Genomic DNA, 17,242 nt, shown 5'->3' on the forward strand with positions numbered 1-17,242 from the left:
GCGCGGGGGCAGCGCCCTTTCCCGTACGTGATTACTTCGTTTCGTCGGCCTTGTGATCGACGGTCTTTGCTGCTTCCGGCGCGTCTTCGTCCGTCATGCCCTTTTTGAAGCTCTTGATGCCCTTGGCAACGTCGCCCATCAGTTCCGGGATCTTGCCGCGACCGAACAACAAAAGCACGATGGCCAGAACGATCAGCCAGTGCCACATGCTAAAAGAACCCATTACCCATACTCCCTGTTGCGATGTTCCCTCGATGTAAGAATTTCCAATACGGTTTCCAACATCAATCCTTCTGGATTGAGCTTAATGTCACGGTATCGGCCTTTGTGACAAGTCATTCATCCATCGAAAAGTCGTGATTGACATTGTTTTGCGCGGGCGTGGCAAAAGCAAGACCAAGCTTCGTTATTCCTCGGACGCGCCGCCGGGGGCCAGCAGTCCGAGTTCCTCGAGATCCATCTGGGTGATCGGATCCTCATCCTCGGTCAGTTCGTCGTTCATGAGGGGCGAAGGAATATTGAAATTAGCGGGGATGCGGCCGGACAGGAGGCCGGCACCCTTCAGCTCTTCAAGGCCCGGCAAGTCGCGCAATTCCTCAAGGCCGAAATGGTCGAGAAAATCTCGCGTCGTGCCGAGCGTAACAGGCCGGCCCGGCGTGCGGCGGCGGCCACGGAAACGCACCCAGCCCGCCTCCATCAGCACATCGAGAGTGCCGCGGGAGGTCTGGACGCCTCTTATGTCCTCGATCTCGGCGCGCGTCACCGGCTGGTGATAGGCAATGATCGCAAGCACTTCCAGTGCTGCGCGAGAGAGTTTCTTGACCTCGTTCTCGTCGCGACGGATGACGAAGGAAAGATCAGCCGCTGTGCGGAAGGCCCAGGCGCTGTCGACCTGCACGAGATTGACGCCGCGCGGCGCGTATTGCTCCTTCAGGCGCAGCATGATCTCATGCGCGTTAAATCCCTTTGGCAGACGTTCGGTGATGAAGCCTTCGGATACCGGCTGGGCGGAGGCGAAAACCAACGCTTCGGCTATGCGCTCCGCCTCTATTTCAGCCTGCAGATCGCGGACAATGCCCTCGCCTTCCCCGTCTTCGCCTTCAAAGTCATCGTCTTGCACGTCGATCAATCCGACTGCTCCTGTTCGACCACTTGCAAGGTGGCATGTTTCGGGCCGCGGCGCATATAGATCGGCTGGAAGGCGCCGTCCTGGCGTATTTCGAGCTTCCCTTCGCGCACCAGCTCCAGCGAGGCGGCAAATGCGCTGGCGACGGCAGTGACGCGCTCGGCGGGACTGGCGAGATAACGCAGCAGATATTGTTCGAGCGCCGTCCAGTCGACGATATCGCCGATTAGCTGGGTCAGCAGTTCACGGGCATCGGTAAGCGACCAGACATTGCGGCGCTCGATCGTCACCTGGGTGATCGCGTGGCGCTGGCGCAACGCCGCATAGGCGCTCAAGAGGTCGTAGAGGTTGGCAACATAATCGGACTGCTGGCGATCCGGGATATGCTCCGGCGCGCCGCGGACAAAAATATCCCGGCCGAGCCGGTTGCGGTTGACGAGACCGTCGGCCACCTGGCGCATCGCTTCCAACCGCTTCAGGCGGAAGGCGAGCGTTGCAGCCATCTCCTCACCTGAAGGGCCGTCGTCCTTGATCTGCTGCGGGATCAGCAGTCGCGATTTCAGGTAAGCAAGCCAAGCCGCCATAACGAGATAATCGGCGGCGAGCTCGATGCGGATACGCCGCGCGCTTTCGACGAATTGCAGATACTGCTCGGCAAGGGCAAGGACGGAAATGCGCGAAAGATCGACCTTCTGGTTGCGAGCCAGATAAAGCAGGAGATCGAGCGGGCCTTCGAAGCCGGCGACGTCGATGACGAGTGCCGGCTCATGAGTAGCGCGCTCGGCGCCATTCTCCTGCCACAGCTTGTCCATCGGCGTTGCCGCCGCCTGAGACCGCTCCGTGCCCTTGATCGTGTTCACCCTACCCTGCCTTTCCGGCCCCTGCTCATGCTGTCGCAAACATCGCGTCGAATTCTGCTCTTATCGTTGCCTCGTCCGTAGCATCGGCCGTCGGGAAACCTTCCTCGACCAGTCGTGCCCGCTCGCGCGCAAGACCTGTCAGCGGCGGAACATTTGCCACGACCTCACGCATCTCGTCCATATGGCCGTTGCAGTGCAGCACGATATCACAGCCGCCTGCAATGATATTCGCCGCTCGTTCGCCAATCGTGCCGGCAAGCGCGTTCATCGAGGTGTCGTCCGACAGCAGCAGTCCCTTGAAGCCGATCTCGGTGCGGATCACCTCATCGATCACCTTGCGGGAGGTGGTCGCCGGATTATCCGGGTCGATGGCCGTGAAGACGACATGGCACGTCATCGCCATCAGCTCGTCCTTCATGGCAACGAAGGGCGGGAAGTCGTGCGCTTCCAGCTCCTCGCGCGACACCGTTACAACGGGCAGCTCCAGATGTGAATCCGCAAAACCACGCCCATGCCCTGGCATGTGCTTCATGACCGGCAGCAGGCCTCCGGCTTTCAGTCCCTCTGCGGCGGCCCCGCCCATTTCCGTGACGGTGACGGGATCGCCGCCATAGGCCCTGTTGCCGATGACATTGCTGCTGCCTTCGACCGGTACGTCCAGCACCGGCAGGCAATCGACATTGATGCCGAACCTCAGGAGATCGAAGGCATGCAGGCGCGACATCAGCCAGGCGGCGCGCAGCCCAAGCGCCCGGTCGCGGCGATAGAGATCGCCAAGCGCCTGTCCCGGCGGATAGTGCTGCAGTATCGGCGGGCGGATGCGCTGGACGCGGCCGCCTTCTTGATCGATCAGCACAGGCGCATGCCAGCCAACGCATTCACGCAGCTCGGCAACGAGATCGCGGATCTGCTGGGCTTCGGAAATATTTCGCCCGAAGAGGATGAAGCCCCAGGGGCGTTCAGCCTTGTAGAAGGCTTTCTCTTCGTCGGTCAGCTTGAGGCCGCTGCAGCCGAGGATCATTGCTTTTGATTCGGTCATACTCGAATCATAAGGGCCACCCCGCGAATTGCGAGCAAGCTCAAGCGCGATCCCACAAAAAAGAACGGCGGGACAAGCCCGCCGCTCCGATAAGACTAGCCAGAAAGCTCAGCGCGAGATCAGGCAGCTTCCGCCGGCGGAGCGATACTGTTCGCAAAGGGCGGCAGCTTCATCCTTCGAGCCGGCTGGGACGCGGACGCGGTAGAAAGTGCCCTTGCCGGCAATATCGGCCTTGCGGATTTCGTAAGCGCGGCCACCGAGTACGCCAGCGAACTTCTTCGACAGGCTGGCGTAGGACTTCTTTGCCTCATCCTCTGACGGCAGCGATGCGATCTGGATGCCGTAGCCACCGCTTGCGGCGGCCGGAGCCTGCTGTGCCGGCGGGGCAGCGGCTGCTGCCGGCGCGGAAGCGACCTGTGTCGGCTTCTGCTGAGCCGTCGGGCGGACATTGCCGTTTTCGGTTACCGTGCCGACGACATTGACCGGCTGTTCGGCCGGGCGAGCCGTCGGGACGGGCGCAGTATCGGTCGGAGCAGCCGACGCTGCATCAGTGATCGGTGTCGTCTTGACTGCGCGAACCGGCGGATCAACCTGATTTGCGTTGGCAGCGTTCACCTCAGCCACCTTGGCCGTCTGAGCTGCAGGCGTCGTTCCGACAGGCGGAAGAGCGGTGGACGCGACGTGATTGCCGTTCTGATTGCCGGTGCTGGCCGGGAAGCTTGCAGCAGACGGTGTTGCGGCCGGCTGGGCTGCAGGCGTTGCCGATGCGACTTCCTTTGCCGGCGCGGATTGCTCGGCAGGTGCCGGCTCTTCGCGGGCAACGAGCGTACCGTCCGGCTTGACGATCATCGTGCGGACCTTGCGCGGCGAGACTGATGGCGTTGCATCGTCATCGGCAGCGGACGCATCTGCGGTCGCGTTGTGGTCGGGCAGCAGGCGCGGATCCTGCGTCTCGCCGACGGCAGTCGGCAGCACGGAATCGCCATTGCCTTCATCGTCATCAGGCGAGACTTCAGGCGTCAGCGTGCGCTGAACGACATCGACCGGCTGTTCATCGGAGGAGACCAGAGCCTTCTGCTTCGGCTCTTCGGCGGCACCAGCGACACGATCATAGACGGCCTTGTCCTGGTTCGGCACGGTCTTGCCGCCCGGATTTTCGGGAGCGACCTTCACCGGGTCCTTGTCGGCCGTGATGACGCGCGGCTCGCCGGAGCCGGCGATGCTGAGGCCGGCACCGTTGGACACCCAGCTGTAGACGCCGTAAGCGCCACCGGCAAAAACGACCAGCATGGCGGCTGCAGCCAGCAGGCGGCGCATGGAGCGAGCGCGGTTGAAATCGGCAGTCTGGCTTGCGGATTCGATATGGACTTCAGAAACGTTCTCGCGGCGCTCGACCGGCTCGCGCACACTGCGGCGGAAGTCCTCTTCCAGCGCGCGTTCGAAATCATCAAGACCGTCGGCGAAGGCGGTGCTTGCCGGTTTGACCGCAGCGGCGGCCGATGCAGCAGCGGCCGGAGGCGCCCAGGCAGGGGCGACCGGCGCCTTTTCCTGCCGCTTGGCGGGCTCGAAGAAGCTTGCGATCTCGGCATCGAGATCGAAATCGAAGTCGGCGGTCTTGGCGACCGGCTCCGTATGCTCGACAGGCGGCAGCGTCGGAACATGCATGTCCTCGACCGTCTCGGGACGTTCTTCCGGATCGGAGATCATCGAGGGATCGAAGGGCAGATCGTCCGTAGATTCGTTTGACGGCGCCGGCTTGGCGTAGCTCACCGGAGCAGGCTGCGGCTCCGGCACGAAAACCGGTGCGGATTGCAGCTGCGGACGCGGCGCTGGCTGCGCTGCGACCACGGGCGCTGCACGCACGGGCTCGGGCTTCGGCTGTGGAGCCGGCTGCTCAGAGAAATCGAGATCGGCGAGCTCCAGCTCGATGCCGGCGAGATCCAGTTCGAAATCGTGGCCGGCGAAGGGATCTTCGGCCTCCAGTTCCGGCTGACGCGCGACGACCGGCGCTGGCGCGATAGGCTGCGACACCGGCTCTATCGGCTCCCGAACGACCGGCTTTGGCGCTTCGGGCTGGCGAAGAACGGGCGTCGCACGGCTCATCGGCACGGGCGCAATCACCGTCGGCTGAGCCGATGCACGAGCAACGGGCGCTTCGAAGACAGGCGCTTCGAAAACAGGGGCCTCAAAGACGGGCGCATCAAAGACGGGGGCCTGGAAAACAGGCGCGGCAGGAGCCGAGACCGGCTGCGGCACCGGTGGCGTGGCAACAGTCTCAGGCGTCGCGGCAACAGGTTCGGACACGACGGAGGCACCAGCACGCTGCGGCACGGGATAACGGGAAACATCAGCCAGGAGATCGTCGAGATCAAAAGCATCCGCATCGAAGGCCGACTCCGGCGGCGCTTCCGTCAACGCTGCATCGGCATGGACGTCACCTTCGGCGGCGGCAGCGATCAGATCGAAACCGGCATTGTCAGGCTCGGTCGGCCCTTCGAAGGCAGCAACATCTTCGAACGCTGCGACAGGCTCTTCAGGCGGGGCGACTTCTTCGTGGCGATCAATCTCGGCCGGGAAACCGAAGGAGGCCGCAACCGGCTCGAAATCTGCCGCTTCAACCGCGGCGACCGCCAGAGGCTCTTCAATCACCTCGGGCGCAACCACTTCGGGTTCGACCGTCAATTCCGGCTCGGCAACAAACTCGGGCTCGTCGGCGAAGGCTTCAACCGGAGCCTGAGCCGGCTCAACAACGGGTGAATCGACAATCGGCGTGTCGACGACCGGCTCGGAAAGAACCGGCTCTTCGCGACGCGGCGCGTGAAAATTGGCGAGCGGCAGACGAATGCTGGCAGCCGACCACTGCGGCGCCTTCGCCGGCGGCTGAGCGGCCGGAGCGACAGGAAGAGCGCCGCCGATCGAAAGCTCAAGCTCTTCGATCAGATCGCGGGCGCCACCATAGGCCGTGAAGGTAACCGGAGGTTCTGCGGAAACAGCGACAGGCTTCGACGGAGCGGGAGCCCAGTCGGTGGCGACAGGCGCTTCCCATTCGGCTGCGACCGGTTCAGGCGCGGCTACTTCGGGAGCTATGGCAGCTTCCTCAGGAAATTCGGGCTCGACGACAGGCGTCTCGAAATCGGACATAACCGACGGCGCGAGCTCCTCGCCGATGGAGGGCACGTCCTCGTGGACTGGCTCGACATAGTCGTAGGTTTCGACTTCCTGAGCGATTGGCTCGGCCGGATGATCGAGATCAGCCAGGGGACGCGGCGCATCGTAACGCTCGAACTCACGGAGAAGCTCGTCCTCGAGATCGAGGACCGGCTCCTGCCGCTGAGGCTCATCTACAGTATTGGCCGCAATTCGAGGTTCAAAGCCGACGATACGAGCAAGTTCAGCCAACGGATCATCGTCGGCAAACATATCGTCTTTACCGCGCGTGTCATACGCAAGTCGTTTATCAGCCATGCCCATCCCACTCAAAAAACGCAAACACTTCAATGCCAGCGCATTGTGGGGAAATGGTGACGTTATCGCATTTCGTCCGGTGCGGCAGTACCTGTAATGGCAAGTCCCGACTTCAAAACCGACGCGACAGCGTACACCAGCCCAAGTCTGGCAATACTTGATTCTCGGTTCTTATCGTTAACAAATCGTAATTCAGGCTGATCTTTACCTTTGTTCCAGTGGGCATGGAAGGCGCTGGCAAGATCATAAAGGTAAAATGCGATGCGATGCGGCTCCTGAGATTGGGCTGCACTTTCGACGATACGCGGGAATTCTGCAGCCTTGGCAATCAGCTGCAATTCGGCAGAATCCGTAATGGCTGCAACGGATTGCGCCAAAAGCTCCGGTGTCGGGGCGAGAACCGGGAAGGCTTCCTTCGCCTGCCGGAAGACGGACATGCAGCGGGCATGCGCATACTGCACGTAGAAGACCGGATTATCTTTGGATTGTTCCGTTACTTTGGCGAAATCGAAGTCCAACGGCTCCGAGTTCTTGCGGTAAAGCATCATGAAACGGACCGAATCACGCCCGACTTCTTCGACGACATCGCGCAATGTGACAAAATCGCCCGAGCGCTTCGACATCTTCACCGGCTCACCGTCACGGTAGAGCTTGACGAGCTGGCAGAGTAGCACTGTCAGCTTCGCCTTACCGTCGGAAACGCCGCGCGCAACCGCCTCGAGACGCTTGACGTAGCCACCATGGTCGGCGCCGAGCACATAGATCATCTCGTCGAAGCCGCGGTCAAACTTGTTCTTGAAGTAGGCAAGGTCGGCAGCGAAATAGGTATAGGAACCGTCCGACTTGATCAGCGCACGGTCGATATCGTCACCGACTTCAGTCGAGCGGAAGAGCGTTTGTTCGCGGTCTTCCCAATCCTCATGAAGCTGGCCCTTCGGTGGCGGCAGCGTGCCCTTGTAGACATAGCCCTTGAAGGTCAGGTCGTTGATCGCCGTGCGAATGGCAGCCGCGCCGTTGGCATGCAGCGTGCGCTCGGAGAAGAAGATATCGTGGTGGACGTTGAGAGCGGCAAGGTCCTCGCGGATCATCACCATCATCATTTCGATGGCGCGATCCTTGACGATCGGCATCCACTGCTCTTCCGGCATGTTGTGCAGGCGCACGCCATATTCGGCAGCGAGCGATTCTCCGACCGGGACCAGATAGTCGCCGGGATAGAGACCAGACGGAATCTCGCCGATCTTCTCGCCGAGCGCCTCGCGGTAACGCAGGAAGACGGAACGAGCGAGCACATCGATCTGCGAGCCGGCATCGTTGATGTAATATTCCTTGACGACATCGTAGCCGGCAAAGGCAAGCAGGTTTGCCAGCGCGTCACCGACGACGGCGCCGCGGCAATGGCCGACATGCATCGGGCCGGTCGGGTTGGCCGAGACATATTCGACGTTGACCTTCTTGCCCTGCCCCAGTCCAGAGCGGCCGTAGCCGGTGCCTGACTGGATCATCGAGGCAAGCAGGCGCTGCCAGTAGCCGACGGAGAGCCTGATATTGATGAAGCCTGGGCCGGCAACCGAAACCTCGGCGACGTCGGTGTCTTCCTGCAGCTTGGCAATGATGATTTCGGCAAGCGCGCGCGGATTGGTGCCGAGCGGCTTGGCAAGCACCATGGCGGCGTTGGTCGCCACATCGCCGTGGCTCGCATCACGCGGCGGCTCGACTGCAATGCGACCGAAATCGAGCTCGGATCGCTTTTCCTTGACCAGATCGAGCTGTTCAAGGGCGTTTTTAATCCTGGCTTCAAAATCGGTAAAAAGGTTCATCGCATTCTTCCATGCACAGGCTGTGCCAACAGGTTTGCCGGCGGCTGCCGGGCGCCCGCTGCCTATCGCAAATCCGGAGTGTGGTCAAACAATCGCCTGTGGGCACTGATGGCATAAGTATCCGTCATGCCGGCCAGATAATCGCCGACATGCCGCGCTTTCGGCGCATCGGAAAGGCCGGCGATATGGTCGACCCAATAATGGCTCTGCATCTCCTTGGGATTGGCCATGTAGGCGCCGAAGAGATCCTTGACGATCTGGGCGGCACCGGCGCGGATGCGCATAATATCGGCATTCCGGTAGATGCGCTTGAAGAGCATCGCCTTGATCTGCCTGTCGGTCTCGGCCATCTCATCCGAAAAGGTCGCAATCACATGATCGGCCTTGCGGATATCATCGGCACTCTGCGGTTTCAGTTCCGCGAGGCGCTTCTGCGCCACACCGATGACATCCTCGACCATGCGCGTGATCTGCCGGCGCATGATTTCATGGGTGAAGCGGCTCGGCTCCAGATGCGGGTAGCGCTCCCTTACGTCGGCCATTAGCCCGGCAAGGAACGGAATTTCCTCCAGCATCTCGAAATTCAGGTAGCCCGAGCGCAGACCGTCATCGATGTCGTGGGTATTGTAGGCGATATCATCAGCAATCGCTGCTGCCTGGGCTTCCAGGCTCGCATAGCTCGCAAGTTCCAGATCGTGCAGCTCGCAATAATCAAGAATTGGCTGCGGCACCGGTCCACGCGTGCCGACGCCATCGGCCGTCAGCAGCGGACCATTGTGCTTGACGAGGCCTTCGAGGCTTTCCCAGGTCAGATTGATGCCGTCGAATTCGGCATAACGCCGCTCGAGTTTGGTGACGATGCGCAAGGATTGGGCATTGTGATCGAATCCGCCATAGGGCAGCAGTTCTTCATGCAGCGCATCCTCGCCGGTATGGCCGAAGGGCGTATGGCCGAAATCGTGGACGAGCGCCACGCCCTCGGCCAAGTCCTCGTCAGCCTTCAGGGCGCGGGCAAGCGCGCGGGCAATCTGTGCTACCTCTATCGTGTGTGTCAGGCGCGTGCGGTAATGGTCGCCGTCCTGGGCGATGAAAACCTGCGTCTTATGCTTCAGCCGGCGAAAGGCGGTCGTATGGATGATGCGATCGCGGTCTCGCTGGAAATCGGAACGCGTCGGGCTGCCGCTCTCGTGATAGAGACGCCCGCGCGAGTTCCATGGATCTGCCGCATAAGCCGCCCGTTCGCCATAACCGAAACCCAATGCATGCCTGTCGAAGCTCATTCTTCACCGTCACTAACGCGTTGTAGCCTTGCCCATTGACGCGGCTATCCGCTCTTCATACCTATAGCTCATAGAAACGGCAAAGAGGCGCTTCATTGTCCGCTTCGCCAGATCCTGTCCTTTACCGAAGGAACATGATAAGTTTCTTTGATATCATGCGTTTGAATATCAAACGCCGAAAAAGAATTCTCTCCGGATCTTGACCCCGGCAGGAGGAAGAATGACTGAAGCGAATGTAACCCTTTCCGATGCCGCGGCAAAGCGTATTGCCGCTATCGTCGGCAGCGATCCCGGCAAGAGCGCGCTGCGCGTCTCTGTCGAAGGTGGTGGCTGTTCCGGCTTTTCCTACAAATTCGATCTTGTGGATGGCGCAGCTGACGACGATATCGTCGTCGAGAAGAATGATGCCAAGGTGCTGATCGACAGTCTCTCGCTAGTCTACATGGCAGGCTCCGAGATTGATTTCGTCGACAACCTGCTCGGCCAGTCCTTCCAGATCAAGAACCCGAACGCGGTGGCAAGCTGCGGCTGCGGCACCAGCTTCGCGATCTGATCCAAGAACGACTTTAAACGACTTTCCATTGATAACCGGCCGAAGATTTTCTTCCGGCCGGTTTCTTGTCTTGTCCGCTGACGCGGGAGCGAGATAAAAGAGCGTTCAGCACAGGGAGCAGGATGAAGCCATGAAGATCGCGACTTGGAACATCAATGGCGTCAAGGCGCGTATCGACAACCTCACGCAATGGCTGAAGGATTCCAGTCCTGATATCGTCTGCCTGCAGGAAATCAAGACGGTCGACGAAGGCTTCCCGCGGCTGGAAATCGAGGCGCTCGGTTACCATGTCGAAACGCATGGACAGAAGGGCTTCAACGGCGTTGCCATTCTTTCCAAGAGCTCACCATCCGAAGTCAATCGCGGCCTGCCGGGCGATCCGCTCGATGAGCAGGCGCGTTTTCTCGAAGCGGTCTTCTCCTTGCCCGGCAACAAGGTGGCGCGCGTCTGCTGCCTCTACCTGCCGAACGGCAACCCGCCGGAAACGGAAAAATACCCCTACAAGCTCGCCTGGATGGAACGGCTGCGCAAGTTCGCGGCCGAGCGCCTTGAATACGAGGAAATTTTCATTCTGGCCGGCGACTACAATGTCATTCCCGAGCCGCATGACTGCTTCGACCCGAAGGTCTGGGAAAGCGATGCACTCTTCCTGCCGCAGACGCGCCAAGCTTTCCGTCGGCTGGAAAATCTCGGTCTCGTCGATGCGGTGCGTTCGGCAACCGATGCGACGGCACTCTATTCCTTCTGGGATTATCAGGCCGGCGCCTGGCCGAAGAACAACGGCATTCGAATCGACCATTTGATGCTGTCGCCGGAAGCAGCCGACTGCATGACGTCAGCGGCGATCGAAAAGCATGTGCGTGCCTGGGAAAAGCCGTCGGACCACGTGCCCGTCGTCGCTTACTTCGATTTCGCTGCCTGAGATTTAAAGCATTTCCGTTTTACGCGATTCCGGACGCAAAACCGCTAAGCACTTTTGCTGGAATTGCTCGAAAAACTCAATCGTCCGAACCGCTCGCAATCGTGTGCGACAGGGATACGGCCGTGCGCCGATCCGATTCGCTGGCGATCGAGAAGGCATCTTCCTGAAGCGATTGCATCCAGTTGCAATCCTTCGGCTTACAGCGGTCGAGAGCCGCCGTCATCAGCGCGAGACCGCGAGCAGACTGGCCTTCATCGAAGAGGATGTTGCCGAAGACCGCCATAGCGCCGGGATGGCCGCTCTTGCGGGCCTGATTGAGCCATTTCTTGGCCTGATTGACGTTGGCGCTGCCGCCCTCACCAGCGAGCATCATCTGCGCAAGCTGGAACTGCGCCTCGGGAACGCCGAAGGTGGAGGCAACCTGGAAATAGAGCTGGCGGGCCTGATTGAGATCGATCTTCACCGGGCTGCCGGAAATGCCGTGCTTGTAATAGTTAGCAAGCGACAGCAGCGCGTTGATGAAGAAGCCGGTATCCTCCGAGCCAGGCTCGACGCCCTGCTGTGCAATCTCACTGTAGATCTTGAAGGCCTCGAAATCGTCCTGCGCGACACCGTCGCCATCAGCATACATATTGGCGAGCGCCCAGCGCGAACCGGTGTGGCCCTTTTCGGCGGCGTATTTATAGGCCTCGACCGCCTCTTCCTTCTGACCGTTCTTGTAAGCTTTGAAACCGAATTTGAAGAGATCGAAGGGGCCCGATTCCTTCGTCACGCCCGTCTTGATGTCGAATGCCAGGACCGGACAGGCCAGGGCCAGCGAAACGGCCATCGACATGCTGAGCAGCATGAATTTGAACAATCTGAACTCGGACGTTACCATCTTTACCGGTTTCTTTCGTTCATCACAGACGCCTGGCGGCGGCTTTTTTCGCCGTTCTGCCCGCGTGGATGCATTCCTTCCAGGCGAGCGATCCCGCGGCGGGCTCCAAGGCCCCTTTACCCGCGTCGCGTCCAGCCCCATGCCCCTCTTTCAAAACCAGCACATCCTTGTGAACCATCCGGCTTCCGGCACGGCCCGCATGTGATGCCTGCGGTACTCCTTTCGCGATCCAGGTCCCCACCCGTTCGCCTTTATCGTCTTCGTAAACAGCAAATGTGACCAAACCGGTATCGCACTCTTCCGTGGGGAACGAAGCTTCATGCTGGGAGACTGAAAATGATTGAAACGAGTAAATCTGCAACACTACCGAAGGGGCGGATTTCCGGCCGGAAATGCCTTTGGCGAAAAGCAAAACGGCTGCTGCCGCTGGCTTCTCGCCCGCGCTATCGCGATATCTGGCATTACCGGAAAAAATTCGACCCATGCTACTGCTTACGCACACCTACGCTTGTCATCTCCTCGCCCGTTAATAGCGCTGCGCCCTCTTTGTGGCGGGAAATGGACAAATTCGCCCCGCCGACACCATACGCGAACCGTCGTAAAAAAGTGTTGCTGAATTGTCACAAAACGAGACGAGAAGATGGAATGATTAAGAGCGGCAAACAAAGAAAAGCCCGGCACTGCCGGGCTCCTCAATTCTTCAAATCAGCGAATTAAAACTTGACCTTTAGGCTGGTCGATAGCGCAGCAACCAGATCGTTGCCAAAGGAATAGGAGACATCATCTCCAAACGTGACGCCATTCTGTGTCACGACGCCAGACGAACCACTCGTCAGCACGCCAACCGCACCGGCGACGCGCCACTCGATATGCTCGGTCGGCGTGAAGGCTGCACCGACACCAAGCGTCCAACTATCGGTCTGAGCGCCATAGCCCTGGCTGGTGCCACGATCCCAGGTCAGGCTGACTGCACCAGCCCATTGGTCGTTGAACTTGTGGCCGACGCCACCGGTGATGGTCCAACCGTCACGATAGAGAAGATCGAGAGAGGTCAGTTCCGTCGCGCCACCGGAGGTACAAGCGACACGGCCCTTGGTCGACGTCGGGCAGAAGGGTACGGACTGAAGGACGCTCCAGTTCGTCCATTTGACCGAACCGAAAGCGAGCCAATCCGGAGCGATACCGCTCTGCAACTTCAACTCCAACGAATCCGGTGCTTCGGCGGAACCGAAAACGGGCGTGACGACACCAAGGGCAGGATTGGCCGGATTTAAGGCCTTGGGCACTTCGGTCAGGTCGACCGTGCCGGTCAAATTGTCGTATTTGACCTTGCTGTTGTAAACTAGGCTGGCTCGAAAAGCGTATTCAGGTATTTCGTAGGCAAGGCCCGCACGCCATCCCCATGCCTGATCGCTAAGGTCCAGCCGGCCGATGCCGTCATAGATTGCAGAGGCCGGCGGTCCGATTGGAGCAACGAGGCGCTCCTTGAAGCCCTCGACCTCCTGGTAGAAGCCGCCACCAATGAAGCGCAACTGTCCCGGGCCGACATCGAAACGATAAGAGCAGGTGCCGCCGTAGTTGCGAGTCTTGATCTCCGTCTCGATATTGTTGTTGGCGCCAGCCCAGTTCAGACCGGGATCGGAATGGCCGCCGAACGGCTCGGAATAGTCGACAAGGCAGTCGATCGCATCGCCCAAACCGGCCTTGAAGCCAATATAAGGAACCGTGTAGTTTGCGGTATCATCGGCCGTGCTCGAACGGTTGTTCAAATTTCCGTCGCCGGCAGCCGTGTCGCGAGCATTCTTCAGCTTGCGCTGGGGCGTGACATATATAACGCCCGATTGAAACGAGAAGGGCGAGGTATCGAACAACTGATCGATATTATAGCCGCCTCGCTCCAGACCACCCGCAAAGGACGGTGAAGCGAGCGCCGAAAGAATAACGAGCGATGTTACGCCCCTGGAAAACATACGCGCTGCCATTGTGTCTCCCCCACTCAAGCAATTGATGTAATCACACTGTGCTAGTGAACTTAACAAATCGCAACGAGGCGCTCCGCTGCGACGCGAAGTTGCGTTATGACTAATTTACGTAACTAATTGACGGGCACGTCAAAAAATCGGATGGATAAAATTCTATTCTTCCATCTGTGGATTTTTAGGGGTCCGTTAGATTCTTTTTCCATCAAGAGTGGAAGCTGTATCAAACCGACAACAGTGTCAGTTTTCGCGCACAGCATACCCCAAATGGGTGATATCCACAGGGGTAACGACCCTAGCAGGCCTAATTTTATAGAATCATCATACTCTTGAACGCAAAAGGCGCGCTCTAAGGGAACGCGCCTTCAGGAATAATATACTCGTTAGCCGCGATTACCCTGCTTCGCTAACTCGCGCTAGAGCAGTCCTCAGGCTTTCGATCTGGCTCGTCAGTTCGGCGTGACGCTCGCGTTCCGCCTCCACCACTTCCGGGTTGGCATTGGCAACAAACTTCTCATTCGAGAGCTTGCCGTCGATGCGCGCGATCTCGCCCTCGGCCTTTGCAATCGCCTTCTCGAGACGGCTCTTTTCCGCCGCGAGATCGATCAGATTGCCAAGCGGCAAGCAGGCGGTCGCTTCTGCGACGATGATCTGAGCAGCACCCTTCGGTGCGGATTCCGCCAGTGAAATACCGTCGACCCGCGCCAAGCGCTTGATCGCCGCATCATGGCGGAACAGCCGTTCACGCGTCAGGCTGTTGGCGCCAACGACGACGAGCGGCGCGGTGGCCGACGGCGGCACGTTCATTTCCGAGCGCACCGAGCGGATGCCGGAAACGAGGTCGATCAGCCAGTTGATCTCATCGGCCGCAGCATTGTCGGCATAAGACGGCGACGGCCATTCGGCGTGGCAGAGCAAGCTGTCACGTTCCTGGCCCTCACCGGCCGTGTGCGCCCACAGCTCTTCAGTCATGAAGGGCATGAAGGGATGCAGCAGCTTGTAGATCTCTTCCAGAACATAAGCGCTGCAGGCTTGAGCTTCGGCCTTCGCGCCCGCGTCTTCACCGCCGAAGACCGGCTTCAGAAGTTCGAGATACCAATCGCAGAACTGGTTCCAGACGAAACGATAGAGCGCCCCGGCGGCATCGTTGAAGCGGTAGGCTTCAAGCGCTTCTGTAACGTCACGTTCCGTACGAGCAAGCTCCGTAAGGATCCAGCGGTTGATGGTGAGCTCGGCTGCTTCCGGCACGAAATGCGGATCGCTCTTGACGCCGTTCATTTCGGCAAAGCGCGTGGCGTTCCAGAGCTTGGTGCCGAAATTGCGGTAGCCGGCGATGCGAGCCGGGTCGAGCTTCACGTCGCGGCCTTGGGCTGCCATGATCGCCAGCGTGAAACGCAGCGCATCGGCACCGTATTCGTCGATCAGTTCGAGCGGGTCGATGACGTTGCCCTTGGACTTCGACATCTTTTGCCCGTTCTTGTCGCGCACCAGAGCGTGAATATAGACGGTATGGAACGGCTCGACCGGGTTATCGTCCTCATCCTTCATGAAATGCAGGCCCATCTGCATCATGCGAACAACCCAGAACGGGATGATATCGAAACCGGTGACAAGAACGCTGGTCGGATAATATCGCTCCAGTTCGGGCGTCTTGTCCGGCCAGCCAAGTGTCGAGAACGGCCAGAGGGCCGAGGAGAACCAGGTGTCGAGCACGTCTTCGTCACGTACCAGAATCTCGCCCGGCCTGAAGTTCTCAAGCAGGTCCTCGACATAGGCCTTCATCGGTCCTTCATGCGACAGGTAGTGCTGGATGGCGGCCTGCAGTGCCTCCTCTTCGGTCTTCTCGACGAAAACCTGACCATCCGGGCCATACCACGCCGGAATTCTGGTGACCCCACCAGAGCTGACGGGAGATGCACCACGGCTGGATATTGTCCATCCATTGGAAATAGGTATTTTCCCAGTTCTTCGGGACGAACTTTGTCCGGCCCTCGCGAACAGAGGCAATGGCAGGCTTGGCAAGGGTCTTGTTGTCAACCCACCATTGCTCGGTCAAACGCGGCTCGATCGGCACGCCACCACGATCGCCATGCGGAACCATATGCTTATGCGGCTCGATCTTATCGAGCAGGCCGGCTTCCTCGAAAATCTCGACAATGATCTTTCGTGCAGCGAAACGATCCTGGCCTTCCAGCCGGTCCCAGGCGCCATGCAAGGCGGCCGGATGATCGAGACCTTCCAGGAAATCCTCATTGTCCTTGATGGTAATCGTGGCGTCGACATTCATGATGTTGATGACACGCAGCCCGGTGCGCCTGCCGACGTCGAAGTCGTTGAAGTCATGCGCCGGCGTAACCTTGACCGCGCCGCTGCCGGCGGTTGGATCGGCATAGCTGTCAGCAACGATCGGAATGCGTCGGCCAACGATCGGCAGGATGACATGCTTGCCGACGATCGACTTGTAACGCTCGTCCTTGGGATTAACCGCAACGCCGGTATCGCCAAGCATCGTCTCCGGCCGCGTCGTCGCAACCACGAGGTAGTCGCGCGTTTCGAATTCGGTGGGCTTGCCCTCCTCATCAAAAGCGATTGGATACTGGTAGGTGACGCCGTCTTCCAGCGGATAGCGAAGATGCCAGAGATTGCCTTTGAGCTCGATCTGCTCGACTTCCATGTCGGAAATCGCCGTCAGCAACTTCGGATCCCAGTTGACGAGGCGCTTGTCCTTGTAGATCAGCCCTTCCTTGTAGAGCGTGACAAAGACTTCGAGAACGGCCTGCGACAGGCCCTCGTCCATGGTGAAGCGCTCACGCGACCAGTCACAGGAAGCGCCGAGACGCTTCAGCTGGTTGAAGATCAGGCCGCCCGATTCACCCTTCCACTCCCAAACCTTTTCGATGAAGGCATCGCGGCCCATCTCGCGGCGGCCGGGAAGCTGTTGTTCCATCAGCTTGCGCTCGACAACCATCTGCGTGGCGATGCCGGCATGGTCCATGCCCGGCTGCCAGAGCACATCCTTGCCGCGCATGCGCTCGAACCGCACCATGACGTCCTGCAGCGTGTTGTTCAGCGCATGACCCATGTGCAGCGAACCGGTCACGTTCGGCGGCGGGATGACGATGGTGAAGCTGTCGGCGCCCGGCTTGGCATTAGCGCCGGCGCGGAAGGCATCGGCCTCATCCCATTTCGCAGCGATTTTCGGTTCGACGGCGGCGGAATTGTAGGTCTTTTCGAGCATTTTCTGACCAATTCGAGGTTCGAGGATGGGCGTTTTGTAAATAGGATGGTTACGGCCAAGTCAATAAAAAAGCCGCCCCG

General features: G+C 59.5%; 12 protein-coding genes and 1 pseudogene. 2 read left to right on the forward strand and 11 right to left on the reverse strand.

Annotated features, from left to right (window positions below):
- Positions 1 to 31 precede the first annotated feature (31 nt).
- From ACR9ZQ_RS17080 to ACR9ZQ_RS17110, 7 genes are all read right to left on the reverse strand, one after another.
- Positions 32 to 223 (reverse strand): twin-arginine translocase TatA/TatE family subunit, encoded by a 192-nt coding sequence (locus tag ACR9ZQ_RS17080; RefSeq protein ID WP_007813596.1) that lies wholly within the window; start codon positions 221 to 223, stop codon positions 32 to 34.
- Positions 224 to 406: 183 nt separating this feature from the next.
- Entirely contained in the window at positions 407 to 1,129 is a 723-nt protein-coding gene (gene scpB / locus ACR9ZQ_RS17085; RefSeq protein WP_481428349.1) for an SMC-Scp complex subunit ScpB, read from the reverse strand.
- Entirely contained in the window at positions 1,126 to 1,986 is an 861-nt protein-coding gene (locus ACR9ZQ_RS17090; protein ID WP_310383138.1) for a segregation and condensation protein A, read from the reverse strand. Before ACR9ZQ_RS17090 ends, scpB begins: the two co-directional genes overlap by 4 nt.
- A 25-nt stretch (positions 1,987 to 2,011) precedes the next feature.
- Positions 2,012 to 3,025, reverse strand: coding sequence for a beta-N-acetylhexosaminidase (gene nagZ, locus ACR9ZQ_RS17095; RefSeq protein WP_481428350.1), 1,014 nt, complete (start codon positions 3,023 to 3,025; stop codon positions 2,012 to 2,014).
- A 108-nt stretch (positions 3,026 to 3,133) separates the two neighbouring features.
- The gene (locus tag ACR9ZQ_RS17100; RefSeq protein WP_481428351.1) at positions 3,134 to 6,490 is read right to left on the reverse strand and encodes an SPOR domain-containing protein; all 3,357 of its coding nucleotides are present in this window, start codon (positions 6,488 to 6,490) and stop codon (positions 3,134 to 3,136) included.
- Between the two features lie 62 nt (positions 6,491 to 6,552).
- A complete protein-coding gene (gene argS / locus ACR9ZQ_RS17105; protein WP_481428352.1) occupies positions 6,553 to 8,310 on the reverse strand; it encodes an arginine--tRNA ligase in 1,758 nt (585 codons plus the stop codon).
- A 62-nt stretch (positions 8,311 to 8,372) separates the two neighbouring features.
- Positions 8,373 to 9,590, reverse strand: coding sequence for a deoxyguanosinetriphosphate triphosphohydrolase (locus ACR9ZQ_RS17110; protein WP_481428353.1), 1,218 nt, complete (start codon positions 9,588 to 9,590; stop codon positions 8,373 to 8,375).
- Between the two features lie 220 nt (positions 9,591 to 9,810).
- Here ACR9ZQ_RS17110 and erpA point away from each other — a divergent pair, with 220 nt between their 5' ends.
- Positions 9,811 to 10,143 (forward strand): iron-sulfur cluster insertion protein ErpA, encoded by a 333-nt coding sequence (erpA, locus tag ACR9ZQ_RS17115; protein WP_112968516.1) that lies wholly within the window; start codon positions 9,811 to 9,813, stop codon positions 10,141 to 10,143.
- A 130-nt stretch (positions 10,144 to 10,273) separates the two neighbouring features.
- Positions 10,274 to 11,065: an exodeoxyribonuclease III gene (gene xth, locus ACR9ZQ_RS17120; RefSeq protein WP_481428354.1), complete on the forward strand. Its 792-nt coding sequence runs from the start codon at positions 10,274 to 10,276 to the stop codon at positions 11,063 to 11,065.
- Positions 11,066 to 11,141: 76 nt separating this feature from the next.
- Here the strand turns inward: xth and exoR are convergent, their stop codons facing one another.
- The 4 genes and pseudogenes from exoR to ACR9ZQ_RS17140 form a co-directional block, all read right to left on the reverse strand.
- Positions 11,142 to 11,945, reverse strand: a complete 804-nt coding sequence (exoR, locus tag ACR9ZQ_RS17125; RefSeq protein WP_481428355.1) for an exopolysaccharide production regulator ExoR — start codon at positions 11,943 to 11,945, stop codon at positions 11,142 to 11,144.
- Between the two features lie 22 nt (positions 11,946 to 11,967).
- Entirely contained in the window at positions 11,968 to 12,429 is a 462-nt protein-coding gene (locus ACR9ZQ_RS17130) for a hypothetical protein (RefSeq protein ID WP_481428356.1), read from the reverse strand.
- A gap of 229 nt (positions 12,430 to 12,658) precedes the next feature.
- Positions 12,659 to 13,927, reverse strand: a complete 1,269-nt coding sequence (locus tag ACR9ZQ_RS17135) for an OmpP1/FadL family transporter (RefSeq protein WP_481428357.1) — start codon at positions 13,925 to 13,927, stop codon at positions 12,659 to 12,661.
- A 390-nt stretch (positions 13,928 to 14,317) separates the two neighbouring features.
- Positions 14,318 to 17,162 (reverse strand): annotated as a pseudogene (locus tag ACR9ZQ_RS17140) (valine--tRNA ligase).
- Positions 17,163 to 17,242: the final 80 nt, after the last annotated feature.

Source organism: Rhizobium sp. KNZ14-9A (assembly GCF_056755015.1).